The organism is Streptomyces sp. GESEQ-4 (genome assembly GCF_017948455.1).
Lineage (GTDB): Bacteria > Actinomycetota > Actinomycetes > Streptomycetales > Streptomycetaceae > Streptomyces.
Window position 1 is genome coordinate 591,609 of the sequence record NZ_JAFFSU010000002.1, and the last position, 17,593, is coordinate 609,201.

At 70.7% G+C, this 17,593-nt stretch carries 20 protein-coding genes; 10 read left to right on the top strand and 10 right to left on the bottom strand.

Annotated features, from left to right (window positions below; all coding sequences use genetic code 11):
- Positions 1 to 42: 42 nt before the first annotated feature.
- The gene (locus tag KCH48_RS07905; protein ID WP_210571415.1) at positions 43 to 831 is read left to right on the top strand and encodes an FHA domain-containing protein; all 789 of its coding nucleotides are present in this window, start codon (positions 43 to 45) and stop codon (positions 829 to 831) included.
- Positions 832 to 846: 15 nt separating this feature from the next.
- Here KCH48_RS07905 and KCH48_RS07910 read toward each other — a convergent pair whose 3' ends face one another.
- Positions 847 to 2,754, bottom strand: coding sequence for a serine/threonine-protein kinase (locus KCH48_RS07910; RefSeq protein ID WP_210571416.1), 1,908 nt, complete (start codon positions 2,752 to 2,754; stop codon positions 847 to 849).
- A 276-nt stretch (positions 2,755 to 3,030) separates the two neighbouring features.
- Between KCH48_RS07910 and KCH48_RS07915 the strand changes: the two genes are divergently transcribed.
- Positions 3,031 to 3,816, top strand: a complete 786-nt coding sequence (locus KCH48_RS07915) for a polysaccharide lyase family 7 protein (protein ID WP_210571417.1) — start codon at positions 3,031 to 3,033, stop codon at positions 3,814 to 3,816.
- A 214-nt stretch (positions 3,817 to 4,030) separates the two neighbouring features.
- A complete protein-coding gene (locus KCH48_RS07920) occupies positions 4,031 to 5,509 on the top strand; it encodes a glutamate-cysteine ligase family protein (RefSeq protein WP_210571418.1) in 1,479 nt (492 codons plus the stop codon).
- Between the two features lie 5 nt (positions 5,510 to 5,514).
- Here the strand turns inward: KCH48_RS07920 and KCH48_RS07925 are convergent, their stop codons facing one another.
- The 3 genes from KCH48_RS07925 to KCH48_RS07935 all read right to left on the bottom strand — a co-directional run bounded on the left by KCH48_RS07925 (position 5,515) and on the right by KCH48_RS07935 (position 8,258).
- Positions 5,515 to 6,627: a Gfo/Idh/MocA family protein gene (locus tag KCH48_RS07925; protein ID WP_210571419.1), complete on the bottom strand. Its 1,113-nt coding sequence runs from the start codon at positions 6,625 to 6,627 to the stop codon at positions 5,515 to 5,517.
- Positions 6,597 to 7,307 carry a ThuA domain-containing protein gene (locus KCH48_RS07930; RefSeq protein WP_210571420.1) on the bottom strand — a complete coding sequence of 237 codons (711 nt, stop codon included), beginning with the start codon at positions 7,305 to 7,307 and terminating at the stop codon, positions 6,597 to 6,599. Before KCH48_RS07930 ends, KCH48_RS07925 begins: the two co-directional genes overlap by 31 nt.
- A gap of 111 nt (positions 7,308 to 7,418) precedes the next feature.
- Entirely contained in the window at positions 7,419 to 8,258 is an 840-nt protein-coding gene (locus tag KCH48_RS07935; protein ID WP_210571421.1) for a class I SAM-dependent methyltransferase, read from the bottom strand.
- Positions 8,259 to 8,331: 73 nt separating this feature from the next.
- Here KCH48_RS07935 and KCH48_RS07940 point away from each other — a divergent pair, with 73 nt between their 5' ends.
- From KCH48_RS07940 to KCH48_RS07955, 4 genes are all read left to right on the top strand, one after another.
- The gene (locus tag KCH48_RS07940; RefSeq protein ID WP_210571422.1) at positions 8,332 to 8,775 is read left to right on the top strand and encodes a helix-turn-helix domain-containing protein; all 444 of its coding nucleotides are present in this window, start codon (positions 8,332 to 8,334) and stop codon (positions 8,773 to 8,775) included.
- A gap of 22 nt (positions 8,776 to 8,797) precedes the next feature.
- Entirely contained in the window at positions 8,798 to 8,974 is a 177-nt protein-coding gene (locus KCH48_RS07945) for a hypothetical protein (protein WP_210571423.1), read from the top strand.
- Positions 8,975 to 9,218: 244 nt separating this feature from the next.
- Positions 9,219 to 9,569 carry a hypothetical protein gene (locus KCH48_RS07950; RefSeq protein WP_210571424.1) on the top strand — a complete coding sequence of 117 codons (351 nt, stop codon included), beginning with the start codon at positions 9,219 to 9,221 and terminating at the stop codon, positions 9,567 to 9,569.
- 64 nt (positions 9,570 to 9,633) lie between these two features.
- On the top strand, positions 9,634 to 10,101 hold the full coding sequence (locus tag KCH48_RS07955; RefSeq protein WP_210571425.1) for a DUF6069 family protein: 468 nt from the start codon (positions 9,634 to 9,636) through the stop codon (positions 10,099 to 10,101).
- Positions 10,102 to 10,164: 63 nt separating this feature from the next.
- Here KCH48_RS07955 and KCH48_RS42870 read toward each other — a convergent pair whose 3' ends face one another.
- The 4 genes from KCH48_RS42870 to KCH48_RS07975 form a co-directional block, all read right to left on the bottom strand.
- On the bottom strand, positions 10,165 to 10,866 hold the full coding sequence (locus tag KCH48_RS42870; protein ID WP_210571426.1) for a CPBP family intramembrane glutamic endopeptidase: 702 nt from the start codon (positions 10,864 to 10,866) through the stop codon (positions 10,165 to 10,167).
- 41 nt (positions 10,867 to 10,907) lie between these two features.
- Entirely contained in the window at positions 10,908 to 11,714 is an 807-nt protein-coding gene (locus KCH48_RS07965; protein WP_210571427.1) for an SAM-dependent methyltransferase, read from the bottom strand.
- Positions 11,715 to 11,798: 84 nt separating this feature from the next.
- Positions 11,799 to 12,050: a DUF397 domain-containing protein gene (locus KCH48_RS07970; RefSeq protein ID WP_210571428.1), complete on the bottom strand. Its 252-nt coding sequence runs from the start codon at positions 12,048 to 12,050 to the stop codon at positions 11,799 to 11,801.
- Positions 12,047 to 12,922, bottom strand: coding sequence for a helix-turn-helix transcriptional regulator (locus KCH48_RS07975; protein ID WP_210571429.1), 876 nt, complete (start codon positions 12,920 to 12,922; stop codon positions 12,047 to 12,049). The genes KCH48_RS07970 and KCH48_RS07975 overlap by 4 nt, the downstream gene beginning before the upstream one ends.
- Positions 12,923 to 13,191: 269 nt before the next feature.
- Between KCH48_RS07975 and KCH48_RS07980 the strand changes: the two genes are divergently transcribed.
- The 3 genes from KCH48_RS07980 to KCH48_RS07990 all read left to right on the top strand — a co-directional run bounded on the left by KCH48_RS07980 (position 13,192) and on the right by KCH48_RS07990 (position 14,978).
- Positions 13,192 to 13,632, top strand: a complete 441-nt coding sequence (locus tag KCH48_RS07980; protein WP_210571430.1) for an ATP-binding protein — start codon at positions 13,192 to 13,194, stop codon at positions 13,630 to 13,632.
- Positions 13,633 to 13,680: 48 nt separating this feature from the next.
- A complete protein-coding gene (locus KCH48_RS07985) occupies positions 13,681 to 14,388 on the top strand; it encodes a class E sortase (protein ID WP_210571431.1) in 708 nt (235 codons plus the stop codon).
- A gap of 89 nt (positions 14,389 to 14,477) precedes the next feature.
- Entirely contained in the window at positions 14,478 to 14,978 is a 501-nt protein-coding gene (locus KCH48_RS07990) for a hypothetical protein (RefSeq protein WP_210571432.1), read from the top strand.
- A gap of 18 nt (positions 14,979 to 14,996) precedes the next feature.
- Here the strand turns inward: KCH48_RS07990 and KCH48_RS07995 are convergent, their stop codons facing one another.
- A complete protein-coding gene (locus KCH48_RS07995) occupies positions 14,997 to 15,452 on the bottom strand; it encodes a (2Fe-2S)-binding protein (protein WP_210571433.1) in 456 nt (151 codons plus the stop codon).
- Between the two features lie 10 nt (positions 15,453 to 15,462).
- Positions 15,463 to 17,529, bottom strand: coding sequence for a molybdopterin cofactor-binding domain-containing protein (locus tag KCH48_RS08000; RefSeq protein WP_210571508.1), 2,067 nt, complete (start codon positions 17,527 to 17,529; stop codon positions 15,463 to 15,465).
- Between the last annotated feature and the right edge of the window lie 64 nt (positions 17,530 to 17,593).

Sequence of the window (17,593 nt, forward strand, 5' to 3'; positions counted from 1 at the left end):
CGTACGCGTGTCGAGAACACCCCCGATCCAAGGAGCACCGCGATGACCCTCTCCGCCAGCCTCGCGCGCGGAGTCGCGCCCACCCAGCCCGGCACGCTGCATGTGCGCTCGGTCACCGGCGACCTCAGCGCCCCGCCCCGGCCGGGCCTGACGATCTCCTTCGGCCGCGGCGAGAAGCCGGACGTGGACCTGGGCGTCGGCGTGGACGACCTGCGGGTGAGCCGCCGGCACGGCGAGCTGACGTACCGCCAGGGGTACTGGTGGCTGCGCAACATCGGACAGCAGCTCGTCCGGCTGCCCCGCGGCCGGATGATGCACCTCACCACCGAGCCGATCCCGCTCGCCACCGGCTACACGCCCCTGTTCGTGAAGGGCTCCGGCTACCGCGAGCACCTGGTCGAGCTGTATGTGGCGAGCCACGACGACCAGGGGCCGGTGTCGCGGCGCCGCGCCGAGACCGCGCGGCCGGAGACCTGGGCGCTCGACGACGACGAACGGCTGCTTCTGGTCGTGCTCGGCCAGAGGTATCTGCTCTACGAGGAGGATCCGCGCCCCCTGACCTACGCGATGGCGGCCAAACAGCTCGCGTATCTGCGTCCGGACGCGCGCTGGAACGACCGCAAGATCGAGTACCGCGTCGAGGCCGTACGCCGCCGCCTGGACCGCACCGGCTTCAAATACCCGCTGATGCACGACAAGGCGCAGGGCCGCCCCGCGGACAACGGCCTGCTGCACAACCTGCTCAAGGGGCTGGTCGAGTCAACCACCCTCGTCCCGCCGGACCTGGACCTGATGGAGGACGAGGCGACCTGGCCGGACTGCCCGCACTGAGCCCCGCCCTCCGTGTCATCGCGCGGGGAGAGCGCCGGCGGCGGAGCCGGCGAGCCGGGTGGCCATCTGGCAGAGCTGGTCCGTGGAGCGCTCGCCGCCGACGTCCAGGCGCACCATCTCGGCCGCCGTCTCGGCGTCCTGGCCGCTGTACTGGCGGTACTCGACGAAGGCGGAACAACTGTCGCCGTCGTCGTCCGGCTCGACGACCGTGCGGTATCCGCTGAGCGTGACCTCGTCGCCGCCGTCCGCAGCGGACCTCGGCTGGTCACGGAAGAAGGCGATCTCCGCGTCCAGGTCGTCGACATCGCTCGACCACTCGCAGCTCCAGTCCGCGACACCGACGACCGGTACGTCGACCTTGAGGCCGGGAACGACGGACAGCGCCTTGGCGTCGAGCAGTTCGCAGGCGTTCATCCACGCCAGCGACGTCCGCTTGTAGCCGGGGTCACGGCGGGCGACCGGACCCTCGTTGAGGACGTTCGCGACGCTCTGAGCGGTCTTGGTGGCGACCGTGCACAGCGTCGCGTTGCCGCCGTTCACGGACCCGTCGCCCATGTTGACGCGGATCCCGACGAGGGTGTCCTCGGTGTCGCCGCCGGCCGTCAGCAGCAGCTTGCACTCGTCGCTCTCAGCCTCCTCCTCCCGGATGCCGATCCTGCCGATGGTGCTGGAGGGTTTCGACGTCTCGGGCGGCGAGCCCCGGCGCAGTTGGATCGACACATCGATCCGGGTCTTGGAGTCGACGGTCACGAGCATGTCGCAGCGGTCGAAGTTCCCGTAGTCCACGTCGATTTCGGCGGTGCCGAACGGGTCGAGGGAGTCCGTGTCGGCCAGGGCGCACACGTCGGCGGTGTGCGGATCGCCGATCAGGGCCGACGCTTTGGCGTTCGCGGCCTCTTGCGCCACCTTGCTCGGGCCGGCCCCGTCGGCGGCGGCCCCGCCGTCCCCGTCGTCGGGGAGGGCGACGAGCGCCAGGGCCAGCGCGGCACTGAGGCCGAGAGCGGCGGCGAGCGCCCGGCGGCGCCGGTGCGGGAGCCGGGCGGTGTCCTGCGTGGTGTCCGACTCCGGTCCGGCGACGGCCTCCAGGAGCCGCTTGACCTCGACGGCGTCGGGGCGCTGCCGGGGGTCGCGCTGCAGCATGGCGGTGAGCACGGGGTACAGCGGTCCCACGGCGTCGGCGTCCATCTCGACGACGCCCTGCTCGGCCTTCCAGTACCGCAGGCGGTCGGTGTCCTCCGAGTCCGCGCCCTCCCAGCGGTCACCATCCTGCTCGGTCTGGCCGCCGCGTGGGGGCGAACCGGTGACCAGCGCGTACAGGGTGGTGGCCAGGCAGAACACATCCGAGGCGGGCCGAGGCACATTGCCCCGCGCCAGCTCGGGGGCGGCGAAGTCCGGAGTGAAGCTGAAGGGCCCGTTGGCCGTGATGGTGTCGGTGCCGCCGACCCGGTACGCGGCACCGAAGTCCAGCAGCTTCGCCGCACCACGGCGGCTGAGACCGATGTTGGCGGGTTTGACGTCGCAGTGGACGATGCCTTCTTCGTGTAACGCGGCGAGCGCGTCGGCGAGTTGGGCACCCATACGGGCCACCCGCACCGGAGAGACCGGGGGCAGTCGGTCCAGGCCGCCGCCGGGAACGTACTCCATGACGAACCAGTAGGTGTCCGAACCCCCGCCGTCCGCCGGGACCTTCACGACGTCGAACAGGGTCACCACGTGCGGATGGTCGCGGAACTTGCCCATCGCGCGCGGCTCGCCCAGCAGATGCCGGACCGCGGTCTCACGGTCCTCGTCGACCCGCTCCGGTTTCAGCGCGACGTCCTGCCCCACCACCGAGTCATGGGCCAGCCACACATCGCCGCTCCGCCCCGCGCCGATGACCTCCCTCAGCACATAGCGGCCGGCAAACTCGTCCCCGGAACGCACGGATCTTCCCCCTCGTTCGAGTCCAGAACGCATACGACCGTGGCCGTGCGCATAGATCGAACCTACTGCGCCGGACGGGCCGTACGCAGTGTCTACCCAGAGCCTTCATCAGTCGCACGCAAGGGTAGAGCCGACGAGGGGGAGGGAGGTGGGGTGGCCGGGGCTTTCGGCCATGGTCAACAGTGAAGCGGAGGCGCTTCGGGACCGGTCCCGACGACGACACATACGGTACGGGACGGCCAGAACCGAGCATCCGAGAGAGGGAGGAAACCCTCCATGCCAAGCACTCCGACCAGCGTGCTGGCGGGCGTCATCACGGCCTTGTCGACCGCCGCGCTCACGCTGTCCGCGCAGCCCGCCGCTCCGGCGGCCGCGCAGGAGCGGGCCGCCGACCGGTGCAAAGCCCCGTCCGACGTCCTCGACCTGTCCGACTGGAAGCTGACCCTGCCCACCGGCGAGGACGAGGACCCCACCGAGATCACCCAGCCCCAGCTGAAAGGATTCTCCGCGTCCCCGTGGTTCCGGGTCAGCGGCAAGTGCGACGCTGTCCGGTTTCGGGCCGCGGTCAACGGCGTGACGACCGGGGGCTCCAGTTATCCGCGCGCCGAACTGCGGGAGATGACCGACGGCGGCGAGGACGAGGCCGAGTGGTCCACGACGGAGGGCACCCACACGCTCGTGGTCGACGAGGCGTTCATGGCACTGCCCAAGGAGAAACCCCAGGTGGTCGGCGCGCAGGTGCACGGCGGGGACGACGACGTCACGGTCTTCCGTCTCGACGGCAAGAAGCTCTACATCACCGACGGCGACGACAGCCGCCACCACCTCGTCACCGACGACTATGAACTGGGCACGGAGTTCGAGGCCAAGTTCGTGGCGCAGAACGGGGAGATCGACGTGTACTACAACGGCGAGCTGGAGACCACGATCTCCCACGACGGCGACACCAACTACTTCAAGGCCGGCGCCTACACGCAGGCCAACTGCGACAACTCCGCTCCGTGCTCCAGCAAGAACTACGGTGAGGTCCGCATCTCCGACATCAAGGTCACCCACTCCTGACCTCACGGTGGTGCGCAAACGAACCTCGGCGCCGGTCGACGGGGCCGGGGTTCGGGCAAGCTCACCGTGTGCGCTGCGGGTGAGCACGCTCTGTGACCAATGAGGTGAAGTACGGCATCCGCGTCGACTGCGGCTGTGCGCTGACTGTCCGGGTTGCGTCTCAGGTGCGACGCTGGGAGCACAGGTATCCGCCGAGGGAACTCGGGAGGGCACGATGGGACGTGATGTGCCGGCCCTTGTGTTCACGCGGGAGGACCGGCGTCAATACCGGGAGAAGATGCACACCTGCCTCGATGTGCTGGCGCAGATGCTGCGCGAGTCGGCCTTCGAGAGCGAGCGCCCCCAGGTCGGGCTGGAGATAGAGCTCAACCTGGTGGACGGCGACGGGCGGCCGGCGATGCGCAACACGGAGGTGCTCCAGGCGATCGCCGATCCCGCCTGGGCGAGCGAGCTGGGCCGCTTCAACCTGGAGATCAACATCCCGCCCCGGCGACTGACGGCCGGCGGCCCCGGCGCCTGGGAACAGGCGATCCGCGACGCGCTCAACCACGCCGAGGAACGCGCCTCGGCGGTGGGCGCGCACCTGATCATGATCGGCATTCTGCCCACGCTGGGGGAGTCGGACGTGGGCGAGGCCGCCCTCTCCGGGGATCCCCGGTACCGGCTGCTCAACGAGCAGATCTTCGCGGCACGGGGCGAGGATCTGCGGATCAGAGTGGACGGCGTGGAGCGCCTGTCGATGTACGCCGACGTCATCACCCCCGAGGCGGCCTGCACCAGCACCCAGTTCCACCTCCAGGTCGACCCGAAGGAGTTCGCGGACTACTGGAACGCGGCCCAGGCCATCGCGGGCGTGCAGATCGCCCTGGCGGCGAACTCGCCCTTCCTCTTCGGCCGGGAACTGTGGCGCGAGTCCCGTATCCCCCTGTTCGAGCAGGCCACCGACACCCGCCCACAGGAGATCAAGGCCCAGGGAGTACGACCGCGGGTGTGGTTCGGAGAACGATGGATCACCAGCGTCTTCGACCTCTTCGAGGAGAACGTGCGCTACTACCCGGCGCTGCTGCCGCTGTGCGACGACGAGGACCCGCAGGAGGCACTCGACACGGGCGACGTGCCGCAACTGGGCGAACTGACGCTGCACAACGGCACGATCTACCGCTGGAACCGCCCCGTCTACGCCGTCACCGACAGCGGCCCGCATCTGCGCATCGAGAACCGGGTCCTGCCCGCCGGTCCCACCGTGGCCGACGTCATCGCCAACGGCGCCTTCTACTACGGCATGACGCGCGCCCTGGTCGACGAGGACCGGCCGGTCTGGACGCGGATGTCGTTCACGGTCGCCGAGGAGAACCTCCACACCGCGGCCCGTGACGGCATCGACGCCCGTCTGTACTGGCCCGGGATGGGCGAAGTGCCGGTCACGGAACTGGTGTTGCGGCGCCTGCTGCCTCTCGCCCATCGCGGCCTGGAGCTGGCCGGCATGGACGCGACGTGGCGCGAACCCATGCTGGGCATCATCGAGCAGCGCTGCGTCACCGCCCGCAACGGCGCCCTGTGGCAGGCGGAGACGGTGCACCACCTGCAGAAGGGCCTCGCCTCGGACCGGGGGGAAGCGCTGCGGCAGATGACGACGACGTACATGGACTACATGCACCTGAACGCGCCCGCGCACACGTGGCCCGTGGACTGACGGTCTCACCCAGCCGGGGCTCTCCGCCACTCGTCGGCGGCCGTCAGCGGAACCAGGACGGGTGGCTCCACGGATGTCGTCAGCTCGATGCGCCGCCCCTCGGCGGACGAGCGGAGCAGGGCACTCATCGTCTCCAGCACGTGCAGGGCGAGATCGCCGTTCGCGCGGGGCGCCCGCTGGCCGTCGGCGGCGATGAAGTCGAGCAGACCGATGCCGCGTGCGCCGGCGGCGTAGCCCGCGGACGGCGGGAGCGGGTGCCACTGGGTGCCGCCGAGTTCGTGGAGCCGCACCTCGCCGTCGAAGTGGTTCGGATCCGGGACCGTGAGGGTCCCCGTCTCGCCGTGGACCTCGATCGGCGCGGCGGTGGTGGCCACGCCGTCGAAGCTCGTCGTGAGCGTCGTCAGGGCGCCGCTCGCGTGCTCGAGGACACCGGAGACATGGGTGTCGACCTCGACGGGGATCCGCTCGCCCGCGCGCGGACCGGAACCGATCACGCGCTCGGCGCGCAGCCGGCCGGCCGCACCTATCACGGCACGCACCGGACCCAGCAGGTGGACCAGGGACGCCAGGTAGTACGGGCCCATGTCCAGCAGCGGGCCACCCCCGGCGGTGTAGTAGAAGTCGGGGTGCGGATGCCAGCGTTCGTGCCCCGGTGTGACCATGACCGCCGAGGCGGACAGGGGGCGTCCGATGGTCCCCGCCTCGACCGCCGCCCGCGCCGTCTGGATGCCGGTGCCCAGGACGGTGTCCGGGGCGCACCCCACACCGACACCGGCCTTCGCGGCGGCCTCCAGCACGGCGTGCGCGTCGGCGAACTCGGCGGCCAGGGGCTTCTCCCCGTAGACGTTCTTCCCGCGTCCGATGGCGCCGAGGGCTATCTCGGCGTGCGCGGCGGGAACGGTGAGGTTCAGCACCGTGTCCACGTCCGGGCTGCTCAGCAACTCCTCGACGGTCAGCGCCTCCACGCCGGGCTGTTCGGCGGCGACCGCGGCCGACCGGGAGGCGTCGAGGTCGGCGACCGCGGTGAGGCGCACGGCGGGATGGCCGGCGAGTGTGTCCAGGTACGCGCGGGAGATGACGCCGAGCCCTATGACGCCGATGCGGTGCGCGTCGCCCACAGCATGCCCCTCTCGATGACGGTGCGGACGTTCGGGTTCTCCAGCACGTCGAGGCTGTGCCCCGGTGTCGTCACCACGATCCGCCCGGCGCCCCAGCGGCGGGTCCAGACCGCGGGCGAGGTGACCGGGCGGTCCCAGGGCTGCCACGGCCGGGTGGGATGGGTGGTGGTGGCCAGTACGTCGATGAGGTCGTCGTGGAGCACCCAGTACTGCTCGGTGCAGAGGTCGAAGTCCTCGATGCCGGCCGTGACGGGGTGTTCCCGGCCGAGTTCCGTGAGGGTGACGGTGTGGGGAAGGTAGTTGTCCTCCTGAACTCCCTTGCGTTCGCAGGGCTCTTTGCCCGGGTGCGTCGCGAACTGCCCTCCCACCAGGTGGAGATAGTCGGAGGAGGCACGGAACGAGTCGGCGATGCCGCCGTGCCAGCCGGTGAATCCGGTGCCGGCCTCGACCGCCGCGCGCAGTCCCGCCAGCTGCTCGGCGGTGATCTCCGACATCGTGATGCACTGCACGACGAGATCGGTGCCGGCCATCACGGCGGTGTCGGCGTACACGTCGGTCGATTCCTCGATCCGGACGTCGTATCCACTGCCTTCCAGGAAGGGCAGGAACAGCTCCGTGGCCTTGACCGGCTCGTGCCCCTCCCATCCGCCTCGGACGATCAGGGCGTTCTTCCGCGTCATCTGGTTCCTTCGTCGGGCCCGTAGAACAGCGCCATCACTATGCGTCAACCGCCCGGGTCCCGAAAAGGGTTGGTGGATACACGAAACTTTTCGCGGTGACCGGCCCCGACATCAGGCTTGGGCGCCGACGAACCAACAGGCCCCGGTGAAGCGGACTTCCGTGCCGTGCACAAAGGGGTCGAAGGCGGCGCGCACCGTCTCGACGACCTGGGCGCGGGTCTGCTCGTCCACCTCGGGCAGAACCTGGCCGACGGGACCGAGGCGGGTGAAGTAGGGGACCAGTTCGCTCTCCGGCAGGACGCATTCCACGTCGATCGGCCGGATGTCGATGCCGGTCCACCCGCTCTCCTCCAGGATGCGGTGGACCCGGTCACGGTCCGCGAAGGCGAACTGTCCCGGCTGGTCCGGCAGGCGGGCGGGGAGGTTCGGCAGGAACGGTGCCGCGGCGCATTCGGCGGTCGTCATGAACGGGTTCTCTGCGGGGCCGCGCCACGCGATGCACCGGAGCTCGCCCCCGTCCCGGACGGCACGCCGGAGATTCGCGAAGGCGCGGACGGAGTCGCTGAAGAACATGACGCCGAAGCGCGAGACAACGGTGTCGAAGATGGCCGGTTCGAACGGGTGCTCCTGTGCGTCGGCGTGGATGAAGGAGGCCCGTGTGCCCTCGCGCTCGACGCGTGCCCGGGCGGCGGTGATCATCGGTTCCGAGATGTCGATGCCGACGCAGTGGCCTTCCGGGCCGAGGCGTCGTGCGACGGCCAGCGTGGTGCTGCCGGTGCCGCAGCCGACATCGAGCACACGGCCGCCGCGCTCGGCGGACACCGCGTCGACGAGCAGATTCTCATAGGGCCTGAGCAGCTCGTCCAGCACCGCCTGTGCCTCGACCCAGGCGTGGCCGGAGGATCCGCTCCAACGCGCCGCCTGTTCGTCGGTCCTGCGCGTGACGTCCATGATCGTCTCCTCTGCTTGCCTTCGTCGGACCGGGATGACAGCGTTCTACTTCAAGTCCACTTGAAGTCAAGGGGTGACAGACCTGGACATCGCCGAGGTGGCGCAGCGCGCCGGGGTCCCCGCCTCGACGCTGCGCTTCTACGAGGAGAAGGGGCTGATCGCCTCGGTCGGCAGACGGGGCCTGCGCCGCCAGTACGATCCCGGCGTACTGGAGCGCCTGGCGCTGATCGCGATGGGGCGCACCGCGGGGTTCTCGCTCGACGAGATCGCGCACATGCTCGCCCCGGACGGGCAGCCGCGCATCGACCGCGAGATGCTCGCCGCCAAGGCGGACGAGCTGGACCGGAAGATCCGTGAACTGGCTGTCCTGCGCGACTCCCTGCGGCACGCCGCCGCCTGCCCCGCGCCGAGCCACATGGAATGCCCCACCTTCCGTCGCCTCCTCAAGGCCGCCGTGTCGAGGAAGCGGGCGCATCCCTGGGGAACATCGCCGTATCGCCAGGAGTTGAACGGGTGAAGCTCGAAACGGGGAGGACCGGATGATCCAGGAAGAGACGAACGTGGACGCTGCCGAGACAGCGCGCAGGGCGCGGTTCGGCGCGCTGCCGGAGCGGGTTCGGTTGGAGGACACGGTCGAGGAGCACCCGGCCACGGCGCCGGATCCGGCGCGGGACGCGTACAACGAGGACGAGTGGCTCGTCCGCTACGCCCTCTGATCACCTCCGAACAGGACGTGGGCGGTTTCGTCACCCCCCGCTGACGGTACCCCCGCCCACCTGGTGTCGGACCGCACCGCTCCCGCGGCCCTGCGCCGAGGCCGACCTGCTGCCGTGGCCACACAGACGCGCACGCTGCCCGCGGTGGCGGCACGGGCCGGCAAGGTCGGCGTCGCCGCCCGCGGTACGGCTGCGCAGGCCGACAACGTGGGCGCCGCCCGCCTCCACACGCCCGTCACCGCGCGTGCCCGACCCGCTCCCGGGACGCCAACTGCCCGCCTACAGCGACGAGTTCGACGGTTCGTCCCTCTCGCCCGACTGGACCTGGGTCCGCGGCCCGGCCGCCGGCACCGCGACGGGCGACGGGGTGCTGTCCTGGCCGACCCAGAACGCCGAGCTCCACCTCGGCACCAACACCGCCTCCGTGCTCACCCGGCCCGCACCGCCCGGCGACTTCACCGTGGAGACCAAGCCTGTGGACGCTGCCCGACGAGCAGCCGCTCGGAATCGGCCTGGTCTCCCTGAACACGGCAGGAGCCACCGCACGCTTCGACTACGTACGCACTTCGCAGAACTTGCCCCGGTGACCGCTTAGTTCTGCGGGGCAGCGCGGTCTAACTCCATGAAAGGCACACCGAGCCCGAACAGGAGAACATCCCATGAGCGTGACCGCGTCCCAGGCCCAGACCCTCGCCCAGTCCCCGTCCCCGACCCGCATCGCCGGCACACGCCCCGTGTGGCTGGTGGGTGTCCTGGCGACCCTCGCGGGCGCCGTCGTGACCGAGGTGTTCGGCCTCGTCTGCCGGGCGGCGGGTGTCCCGATGGAGGCTGCCAGTCCCGGCGAGAAGGAGGCCGCGGCGATCCCGGTGGGCGGCTTCGCCGGGGGCGTGGTGTTCTGGGCGATCGCCGGGATCGTCCTGGCCGTGGCCCTCGCCCGCTGGGCCAAGCGGCCGGCCCGTACGTTCGTGGTGGTCACGGTGGTGCTCACCGCGCTGTCCCTGGCCGGCCCCGCCGCCGCGCCGCACACGGCCACCTCCACCCAGATCGTGCTGGCCGTGTCGCACATCGTGGCCGCCGCCGTGATCATCCCCCTGCTCGCGCGGCGCCTCGCCCGCCGGACCCGGTGACCCGTCCGAGGCCGACGCCCCCCGACCAGCCCCGCCCTCAGGAATCCACCGAGGGCGGGGCTGTCAGCTGTCGAGCCACCACCGCGCCGCCGCCCAGGCCAGCGCGTAGCCGAAACCGTTGACCGACCAGTGCAGGGCCATGGGCACCAGCAGGCTGCCCGAGCGGCGGCGCAGCTCGCACAGGACGACCCCCGCGACAGCGGTGACGACGACGGCCGCGGCGACGGTCGCCGCCACGGCCGCCGAGCCCTCCCCGAAGGCGGCGCCGACAGCGGCATTGGAACGGTTGAGGCCGCGGGAGGGCATCACGTGCCAGAGCCCGAACAGCACCGATGACACGGTCGTGGCCCACGCCGTGCCGTGGCGGCGCCGGATCATGGCCCACAGCACGCCACGGAACGCGGCCTCCTCCAGCAGCACGGTGCCGAACGGCACCCGTACCAGCACCCCCCACAGCAGCCGTCCCACGGACAGGTCGGCCGCCCGGGCGTCCCGGAATGCCTCCCGGCCCGCCGGAACGGCCAGGACGACCAGCAGGACGAGGAGCACGACTGAGGCGAGGACAGGGGCCCAGCGCAGTCCCCGGCGGATCCCCGCCTTGTCCAGTCCCAGCTCGGCCGGGGTGAGACCGTCCCAGCGGGCGATCATCAGCAGGACGGCCGTGGCGGTCACGCAGGTGATCACGTACATGACGGGGTTCCGCGCGAGCCAGTTGTTGAGCAGGTTCGCGACGGCCAGGACGGCAAGGGCACCCACGATCGGCATCGGCTACAGAATCCACCACAGCGGTGCCGCCCGCCGCACGGTCACGGCTTGATGCCCACCCCGGTCCACAGGCTGACCTCGGCGTCCGAGGCGCTCGGCTCGTCGTCCGGGCGCCAGCGGTGGCCGACCGTGATGCCGGGTTCCAGCAGGTCCAGGCCGTCGAAGAAGCGGGCGACGTCCTTCTGGGTGCGGAACCGCACCGGCGTGCCGGCGTTCGTGTAGATGTCGGTGACCTTCTGCCAGGTGTCCGGATCGAAGTCGGGGGTGCAGTGACTCAGGGCCAGCGCGCTGCCCGAGGGGAGAGCGGCCAGCAGACGGTTCACGATGCCGTACGGGTCCTGGGCGTCCGTGACGAAGTGCATCAGGGCGTTGAGCGACAGGGCCACGGGCCGGTCCAGATCGAGGACTTCGGCCAGCTCGGGGGCGCTCAGCAGCGCGTCCGGGTTGTTGACGTCGGCCTCGATGTACGTGGTACGGCCCTGGGGCGTGCTGCGCATCAGGCGCTCGGCGTACTTGAGGACGAGGGGATCGTTGTCGGCGTACACCACCCGCGCCTCGGGGACCGCGGCCTGGGCCACCTGGTGCAGGTTCGGCTCGGTGGGGATGCCGGTGCCGATGTCCAGCCACTGGCGGATGCCGTGCTCCTGGGCGAGGACGCGGGTGGCGCGGTGCATGAAGGCGCGGTTCTCGCGGGCGCAGACGAAGATGCCGGGGTAGGCCGCCGCGACGGTCTCGGCCGCCTTCTTGTCCACCTCGAAGTGGTCCTTGCCGCCGAGGTAGTAGTCGTACATCCGGGCAGAGTGGGGCCTGCTGGTGTCGATGTCCCGGGCGGCGTGGGGGGTGTTCATCCTGTCCCTTTCGGTGTGGTGCGTGGGGGTGCCGGGCAGGTCGTGGCCGGGGGCGGCTCGGGTCCTTCCCGCTGGTGAGAGGGTTCAGCCGGCGGCCAGATGGTCGGCGAGGCCGCGCTTGACTCCCGCGACGAACGCGGCGATCTCGGCCGGGGTGTAGATCAGGGCGGGACCGGCGGGATCGGTCGACTGCCGCAGGGCCACGCGGCCGTCGGCGAGCTGCTTCGTCTGCACGCACTGGCCCCCGTTGGGGCCGCTCCACGGAGACTCCCAGCCCTGCTCGCCGAGGTCCGAGGCGGGCATTCCGTTGTAGACGCGACCATCGACGGTCGTCATGAGTACTCCTTGCGCATGCGGTTCAGGAGTGCCCTGCTGTCCGCGTCGGACGTGAGCAGGGACATGCGGTTGTGCGCCTCGAGATGCGCCGCGACATCGGAGCGCTGGTCCAGGTACATGGCACCGGACAGGATCTCCGTGTAGACGATGTCGGGCAGTTCCGGTTCCTCGAACCGGAAATACGTGTACGGGGCGCACACCCCGACATGGGCACCGGCGGTGAAGGGCACGACATCGACGCTGACGTGCTCCAGTTCCGAGACCTCCAGGAGCCGTTCGATCTGCTCCCGCATGACCTCGGGGCCGCCGACCACCCGGTGCAGTACGGCTTCCTCCATGACCACCCACAGCGTGGGCGCGTCGGGTCTCTCCAGCAGGCCCTGGCGACGTAACCGCAGGTCCACTCTGCGCCGCAGGTCCTCGTCGCCGGCGCCCGGGAAACCCCCGCTCAGCACTTCGCGCGCGTAGCGGCCGGTCTGCAGCAGCCCCGTGACGTAGTGCGGCTCATAGGTGCGCAGGGTCTTGGCGCCGGTCTCCAGGCTCACGTAGGCGCTGAACCAGTTGGGCAGCACATCGCGGTACGCATGCCACCAGCCGGGCTCGTTGGCACGCTCGGCGAGGACGACGAACTCGTCGATCTCCTGCCGGTCGGCCCCGTAGGTCTCGAGCAGCTTCTCCACGTAGAGCGGCTTGAGAGCGACCTCGGCCTTCTCCAGCCTCCTGATGGTCAGCGGCGTCACGCGCAGGGCCTTCGCGGCGTCCTCCAGCGACGCGCCGGCCCCCAGCCGGCGCTCTTGCAGTCGTCGGCCGAGGATCATGCGGAGAACGGTGGGGGCACCCGTGGTGCTCGCGCCCGAACGGCCTTCGCTCACGCCCTACCTCCTGAGGGACTGTCACCAGTCCGAGTCTGACAGTGACTTGATGATGCGGCCAGACCGATACCGGCTGACTGAAATTATCAGGGAGCCGGTTGCAGCTTGAACTAGGGTGCGAGCATAGTTACTTGTGTGAATCGTCTCGCCACCCGTGAGGCGCTTCATCACCGATCTCCCATGCTCCCCACGGGAGTTGGTACGCGCCGGTACCCACGGCGACCTTCCTCCGCTCCTCGCGGCGCCCGCCCCCCACGGAAGGCGAACCCGTGTCCCCCCACACGACCTCCTCCCCCCAGTCCTTGGACGCCGTCGGCCCGGACCGGACCCACTGGCTCGAACTCCCGGCGCACCGTTCCAGCGTCTCAGTGGCCCGACGCTCGATGAGTGAGCGGCTGACCGCGTGGCAGTTGCCGGGCGAGCTGTGCGCGGACGCCGTCCTGCTCCTGTCCGAGCTGGCCACCAATGCCGTACGGCACACCCTCAGCACCCGCTTCCTGTGCGGCGTCGGGCTCATTGAGGACGGGTGCCTCCGTGTCGAGGTGCACGACCGCAACCACGCCCGCCAGGGTCTGCCCCCGTGCACGCCCGGCCCCGACGACGAGGGAGGCCGCGGACTGTTCCTGGTGGATCAGCTGGCCGAGACCTGGGGAGTCGATCGGTCCGCACTCACCGGCGGCAACGCGGTGTGGGCGACGTTGCGGGTCTGAGCGCGCGGCGGGAACGACTGGGCGGCCCTCGTTCGTTTTCCGGGTGCCATGGCCCGTTCCCGAGTTCGTCCCGCCTTCCTGACCGGCGTCGGCATCGCCGTGATCCTCGGCTGCTCCGGCGGCGGGGGCACGACCGGCGAGTCCACGCGAGCCAGGGAGACGACGCCGCCCGCGACGAAGTCGGCCCAGCCCTCATCGCCGTCCCCGTCGGACCGGCCCGCCGCCCCCAAGCCCGGTGACCGGCGTCAGCACGCGTGGCTGACCATCGAGGCCATCGGCGTCAAGAACCTGCGCGTCGTCCCGTACGAGGGCACGACGGACGACTGGCCGGGCACCCGCATCCAGAACCGCGGCTTCGCCGCCAGCCCGTACGGCAAGCAGGGCGGGGTCGGCCCCGGCGAGATCGGCAACTACCTCGTCACGGCCCACCGCCTCTCCGCCGGCGGCCCACTGCGCCTGCTCCCGAGCCTTGACGAAGGGGAGCGGGTCTCCGTCGTATCGGCCGGAACGCGTTACGAGTACGAGATCACCGACACGCGGGAAACCTCCTTCCGCTCGGCGCGCTCGCTGGCGGAACAGCGGGCAGCCGTGCCGGGCCGCCCCGGTGAGCGCCCCACCCAGGCCGTGATCACCGTCTCGACCTGCCTGACACCCGAGGACAACGCTGCCGGGAACTACTGGCGGGACGCCAAGGGCAACCCGGAACACCGCGTCGACAAGATAGGCGTGCTGACGTCCGCACAGCCCACTCAGTGAGGGGAGCGGCACAACCCTGGGCCCCACTCGGGTGTCACCACTGATGAGAATCCTGTTTTGTCCCCTTAAGAGAAAGATCGGGGGGCGTCATGTTCAACCGTCCAAGAGGTACCGCCCTAGCCGTGGGCGTCCTGCTCACCGCCGCCGGCACCACGATTCCCGCCTCGGCCTCGGCGGCCCAGGCACCACCCATCGCACTCGTCGTCAACGCACGATGGGGCGGGCACTGCACCTACGACCGGGTGGTCATCGACGTCCGGGGCACCATGCCCCCGGTCACCGTGAAGCCGGTGAAGGAACTCCGCTACGACGGCTCAGGGAAGAAGGTCCCGCTCGCCGGGAAGTACTTCCTCGAGATCAAGCTCTCTCCCGCGGCAGCCCACAACGAGGCGGGCCAGTCGGTCTACCGCGGGCCCAAGCTGCTGAAGATCTATCTGCCCAAGCTCAAGGGACTCGCCCTGACCGGTGACTTCGAAGCCGTGGTCAGCTTCGGAGCCGCCTTCAACTCCAAGCCCGTCTACAAGACCTCCAAGCTGCACTCCCCGGAGCGCTTCGTGCTCGACATCAAGCACGCCAACCGGTGCGCCTGAGCAGGGCGCCGGCCGCGGTCAGCCCTCGGTGGCAGCCTTCTTGATCGCTTCGCGGATCCGGGAGTAGGTGCCGCAGCGGCAGACGTTCTCGATCCGGTCGATGTCCGCGTCGCTCGGATCGGTCGTCCGCTTGAGCAGGGCGGCCGCGGTCATGATCTGGCCAGGCTGGCAGAAGCCGCACTGCGCCACGTCCATGTCGAGCCAGGCCTGCTGGACGGGGTGCAGCCGGTCGCCGTCCGCCAGGCCCTCGATGGTGGTGACCTCACGCTGCGCGCAGTCGGCCACGGGGACGACGCAGGGCTGGATCTCCGCGCCGTCGAGATGGCTGGTGCAGGCACGGCAGACGCCCACCCCACAGCCGTACTTGGGGCCGGTCACGTCCAGCAGATCGCGCAGCACCCACAGCAGCGGCATGTCGGCCGGTGCCTCGACGGTGACCGGCTTGCCGTTGAGGACGAAGGAGTAGGACGGCATCGGCACCTTCTCAGAAGTTGATCGGGAAGCGGCGGGGCCGGGTCCCGGTCGCGCGGGCGTAGGCGTTGGCGACGGCGCCGGCCGCGGCGGGGACACCGAGCTCGCCGGCTCCGCCGGGCTCCCGGCGGGAGGGCAGGATGTGCGCCTCGAAGTGGAGTGGGGCGTCCCGCTGGCGTGCGTAATGGAAGTCGGCGAAGCTGCCCTCGCGGACGGCGCCCCGGTCGATGTGCAGTCCGGCCCGCAGCACGGTGGAGATGCCGTCGATCGCGGTGCCCATGAGCTGGGCCTCGAGACCGCGCGGGTTGACGGCCGTGCCGACGTCTGCCGCCATGACGACCTTGGTCACCCGGGGCCGCTTCGGATCGGTGGCGTCGATCTCGACCAGACAGGCCACGCAGGAGCCGTACTCCTCGTGCACGGCCACCCCCTGCGCCCGGCCGTCCGGCAGGGACCGGCCCCAGTTCCCGGCGGCGGCGACCTTGTCCAGTACGGCTCTGACGGACTTGCTCCTGAGTGTCGTACGACGGAAGGCGACCGGATCCTTGCCCAGGCTCCGGGCGATCTCGTCGACGACGATCTCCTCCGCGGTCCGTGTCGTCCCGGAGTCCACCGAGCGCCAGGCGCCCAGCGGCATCGCCAGCTCCACCGAGCCCGAATCCCCTGAAACGCGCCCGAAGTTGTAGAGGCCGCTGTCGCTGGGGAGCGGGGCCGCGGCGCCCTGCGCGGAGAGTCCGTCGTACGACTCGCTCACCGAGGCGGTCGCATGGGCGAAGGCCACCACCCGGCCCCGTGCGTGGCTGGCGCGGATCCGGTGGTGGGAGGCCGGGCGCATCCTGCCGTGCCGCAGGTCGTCGGCGCGGCTCCACATCAGCTTCACCGGCCGGCGGGCGGCCTTCGAGATCAGGGCCGCCTCGATCGCGAAGTCGTAGTTGAGCCGCCGCCCGAACGAGCCGCCGCCGCGCACGACATGGACCTTGACCTTCGACGCGGGAAGTCCGACGGCGGAGGCGATGCTGTCCCGTGCGTCCATGGGGGTCTGGGAGGAGAACCAGAGCTCGGCGCGATCGGCCCGTACATCGGCCACCGTGGTCAGTACCTCCATCGGCGCATGGCCGACGAAGGCGAACTCGAACTCACCCGTCACCTGCGTCGATCCCCGCGGCGGCGCCCCGATCGCGGGGACGGCGGCCCGCAGCCGGGCGCGGATCGCGGCGTCGGACAGCCGGGCCAGCGGACCGGGAGCCCAGGTGATGCGCAGGGCGTCCCTGGCCTTGAAGGCGTGATGGAAGGAGTCCGCCACGACGGCGACACCGGTGTCGACCTTGACGACCTTCAGGACCCCCGGCATCGCCCGCGCCGCCCGCGAGTCCACCGAGACGACCTTGCCGCCGAGCGTCGGCGGGCGGGCCACCACGGTCGGCTTCGCTCCGGCGACCGACAGATCCCCGGTGTACTCCGCCTTGCCCGTGACGATGTCCCGCGCGTCGATCCGGGTCGCCGGCCGCCCGATCACTCGGTGCCTGGACGCCGGTTTCGGCTTGCTGGAGACCGCCGGCCGACGGATTCCGGCCGCGCTCGCGGTCAGGGAGCCGTACGTGGCGGTACGTCCGTCCGGTGCGACGACCATGGTGTTCCACGTACGCAGGGTGCGGGCCGGAAGGCCCCAGCGGCGGGCGGCCGCGGTCACCAGCCGGGCCCGTGCGGTGGCGGCCAGGTTGCGCGCGGGGCCGTACAGCGAACTGACCGAGTTCGAACCGCCCGTGTACTGGTTGCCCCGGCTGCGGGCGTCGGCGAGCGGGATGCGCACATCCATCAGCCGGGCGTCCAGTTCCTCGGCGATCATCATGGCGACCGCGGTCGTGATGCCCTGGCCGACCTCGACCCGAGGCAGCCGTACGACCACCTTGTTCGCCTCGGTGACCTCCAGGACGAGCATCTCCTCGTCGGTGCCGCGCACGACGACATCGGAAGCCCCGCGCGCGCCCTGAGCCTCTTGCTCCGCACCTTCGGCCCGCGGCGCGTCGCAGCCGAGGGGAGCCGCGACGGTCAGCGTGGACGCGGCGAGCGAATAGACCATGAACCCCCGGCGCGACACCCCCTGCCGATCCGGCCCGTCCTCGGACACGTCGGCGCCCATGGCG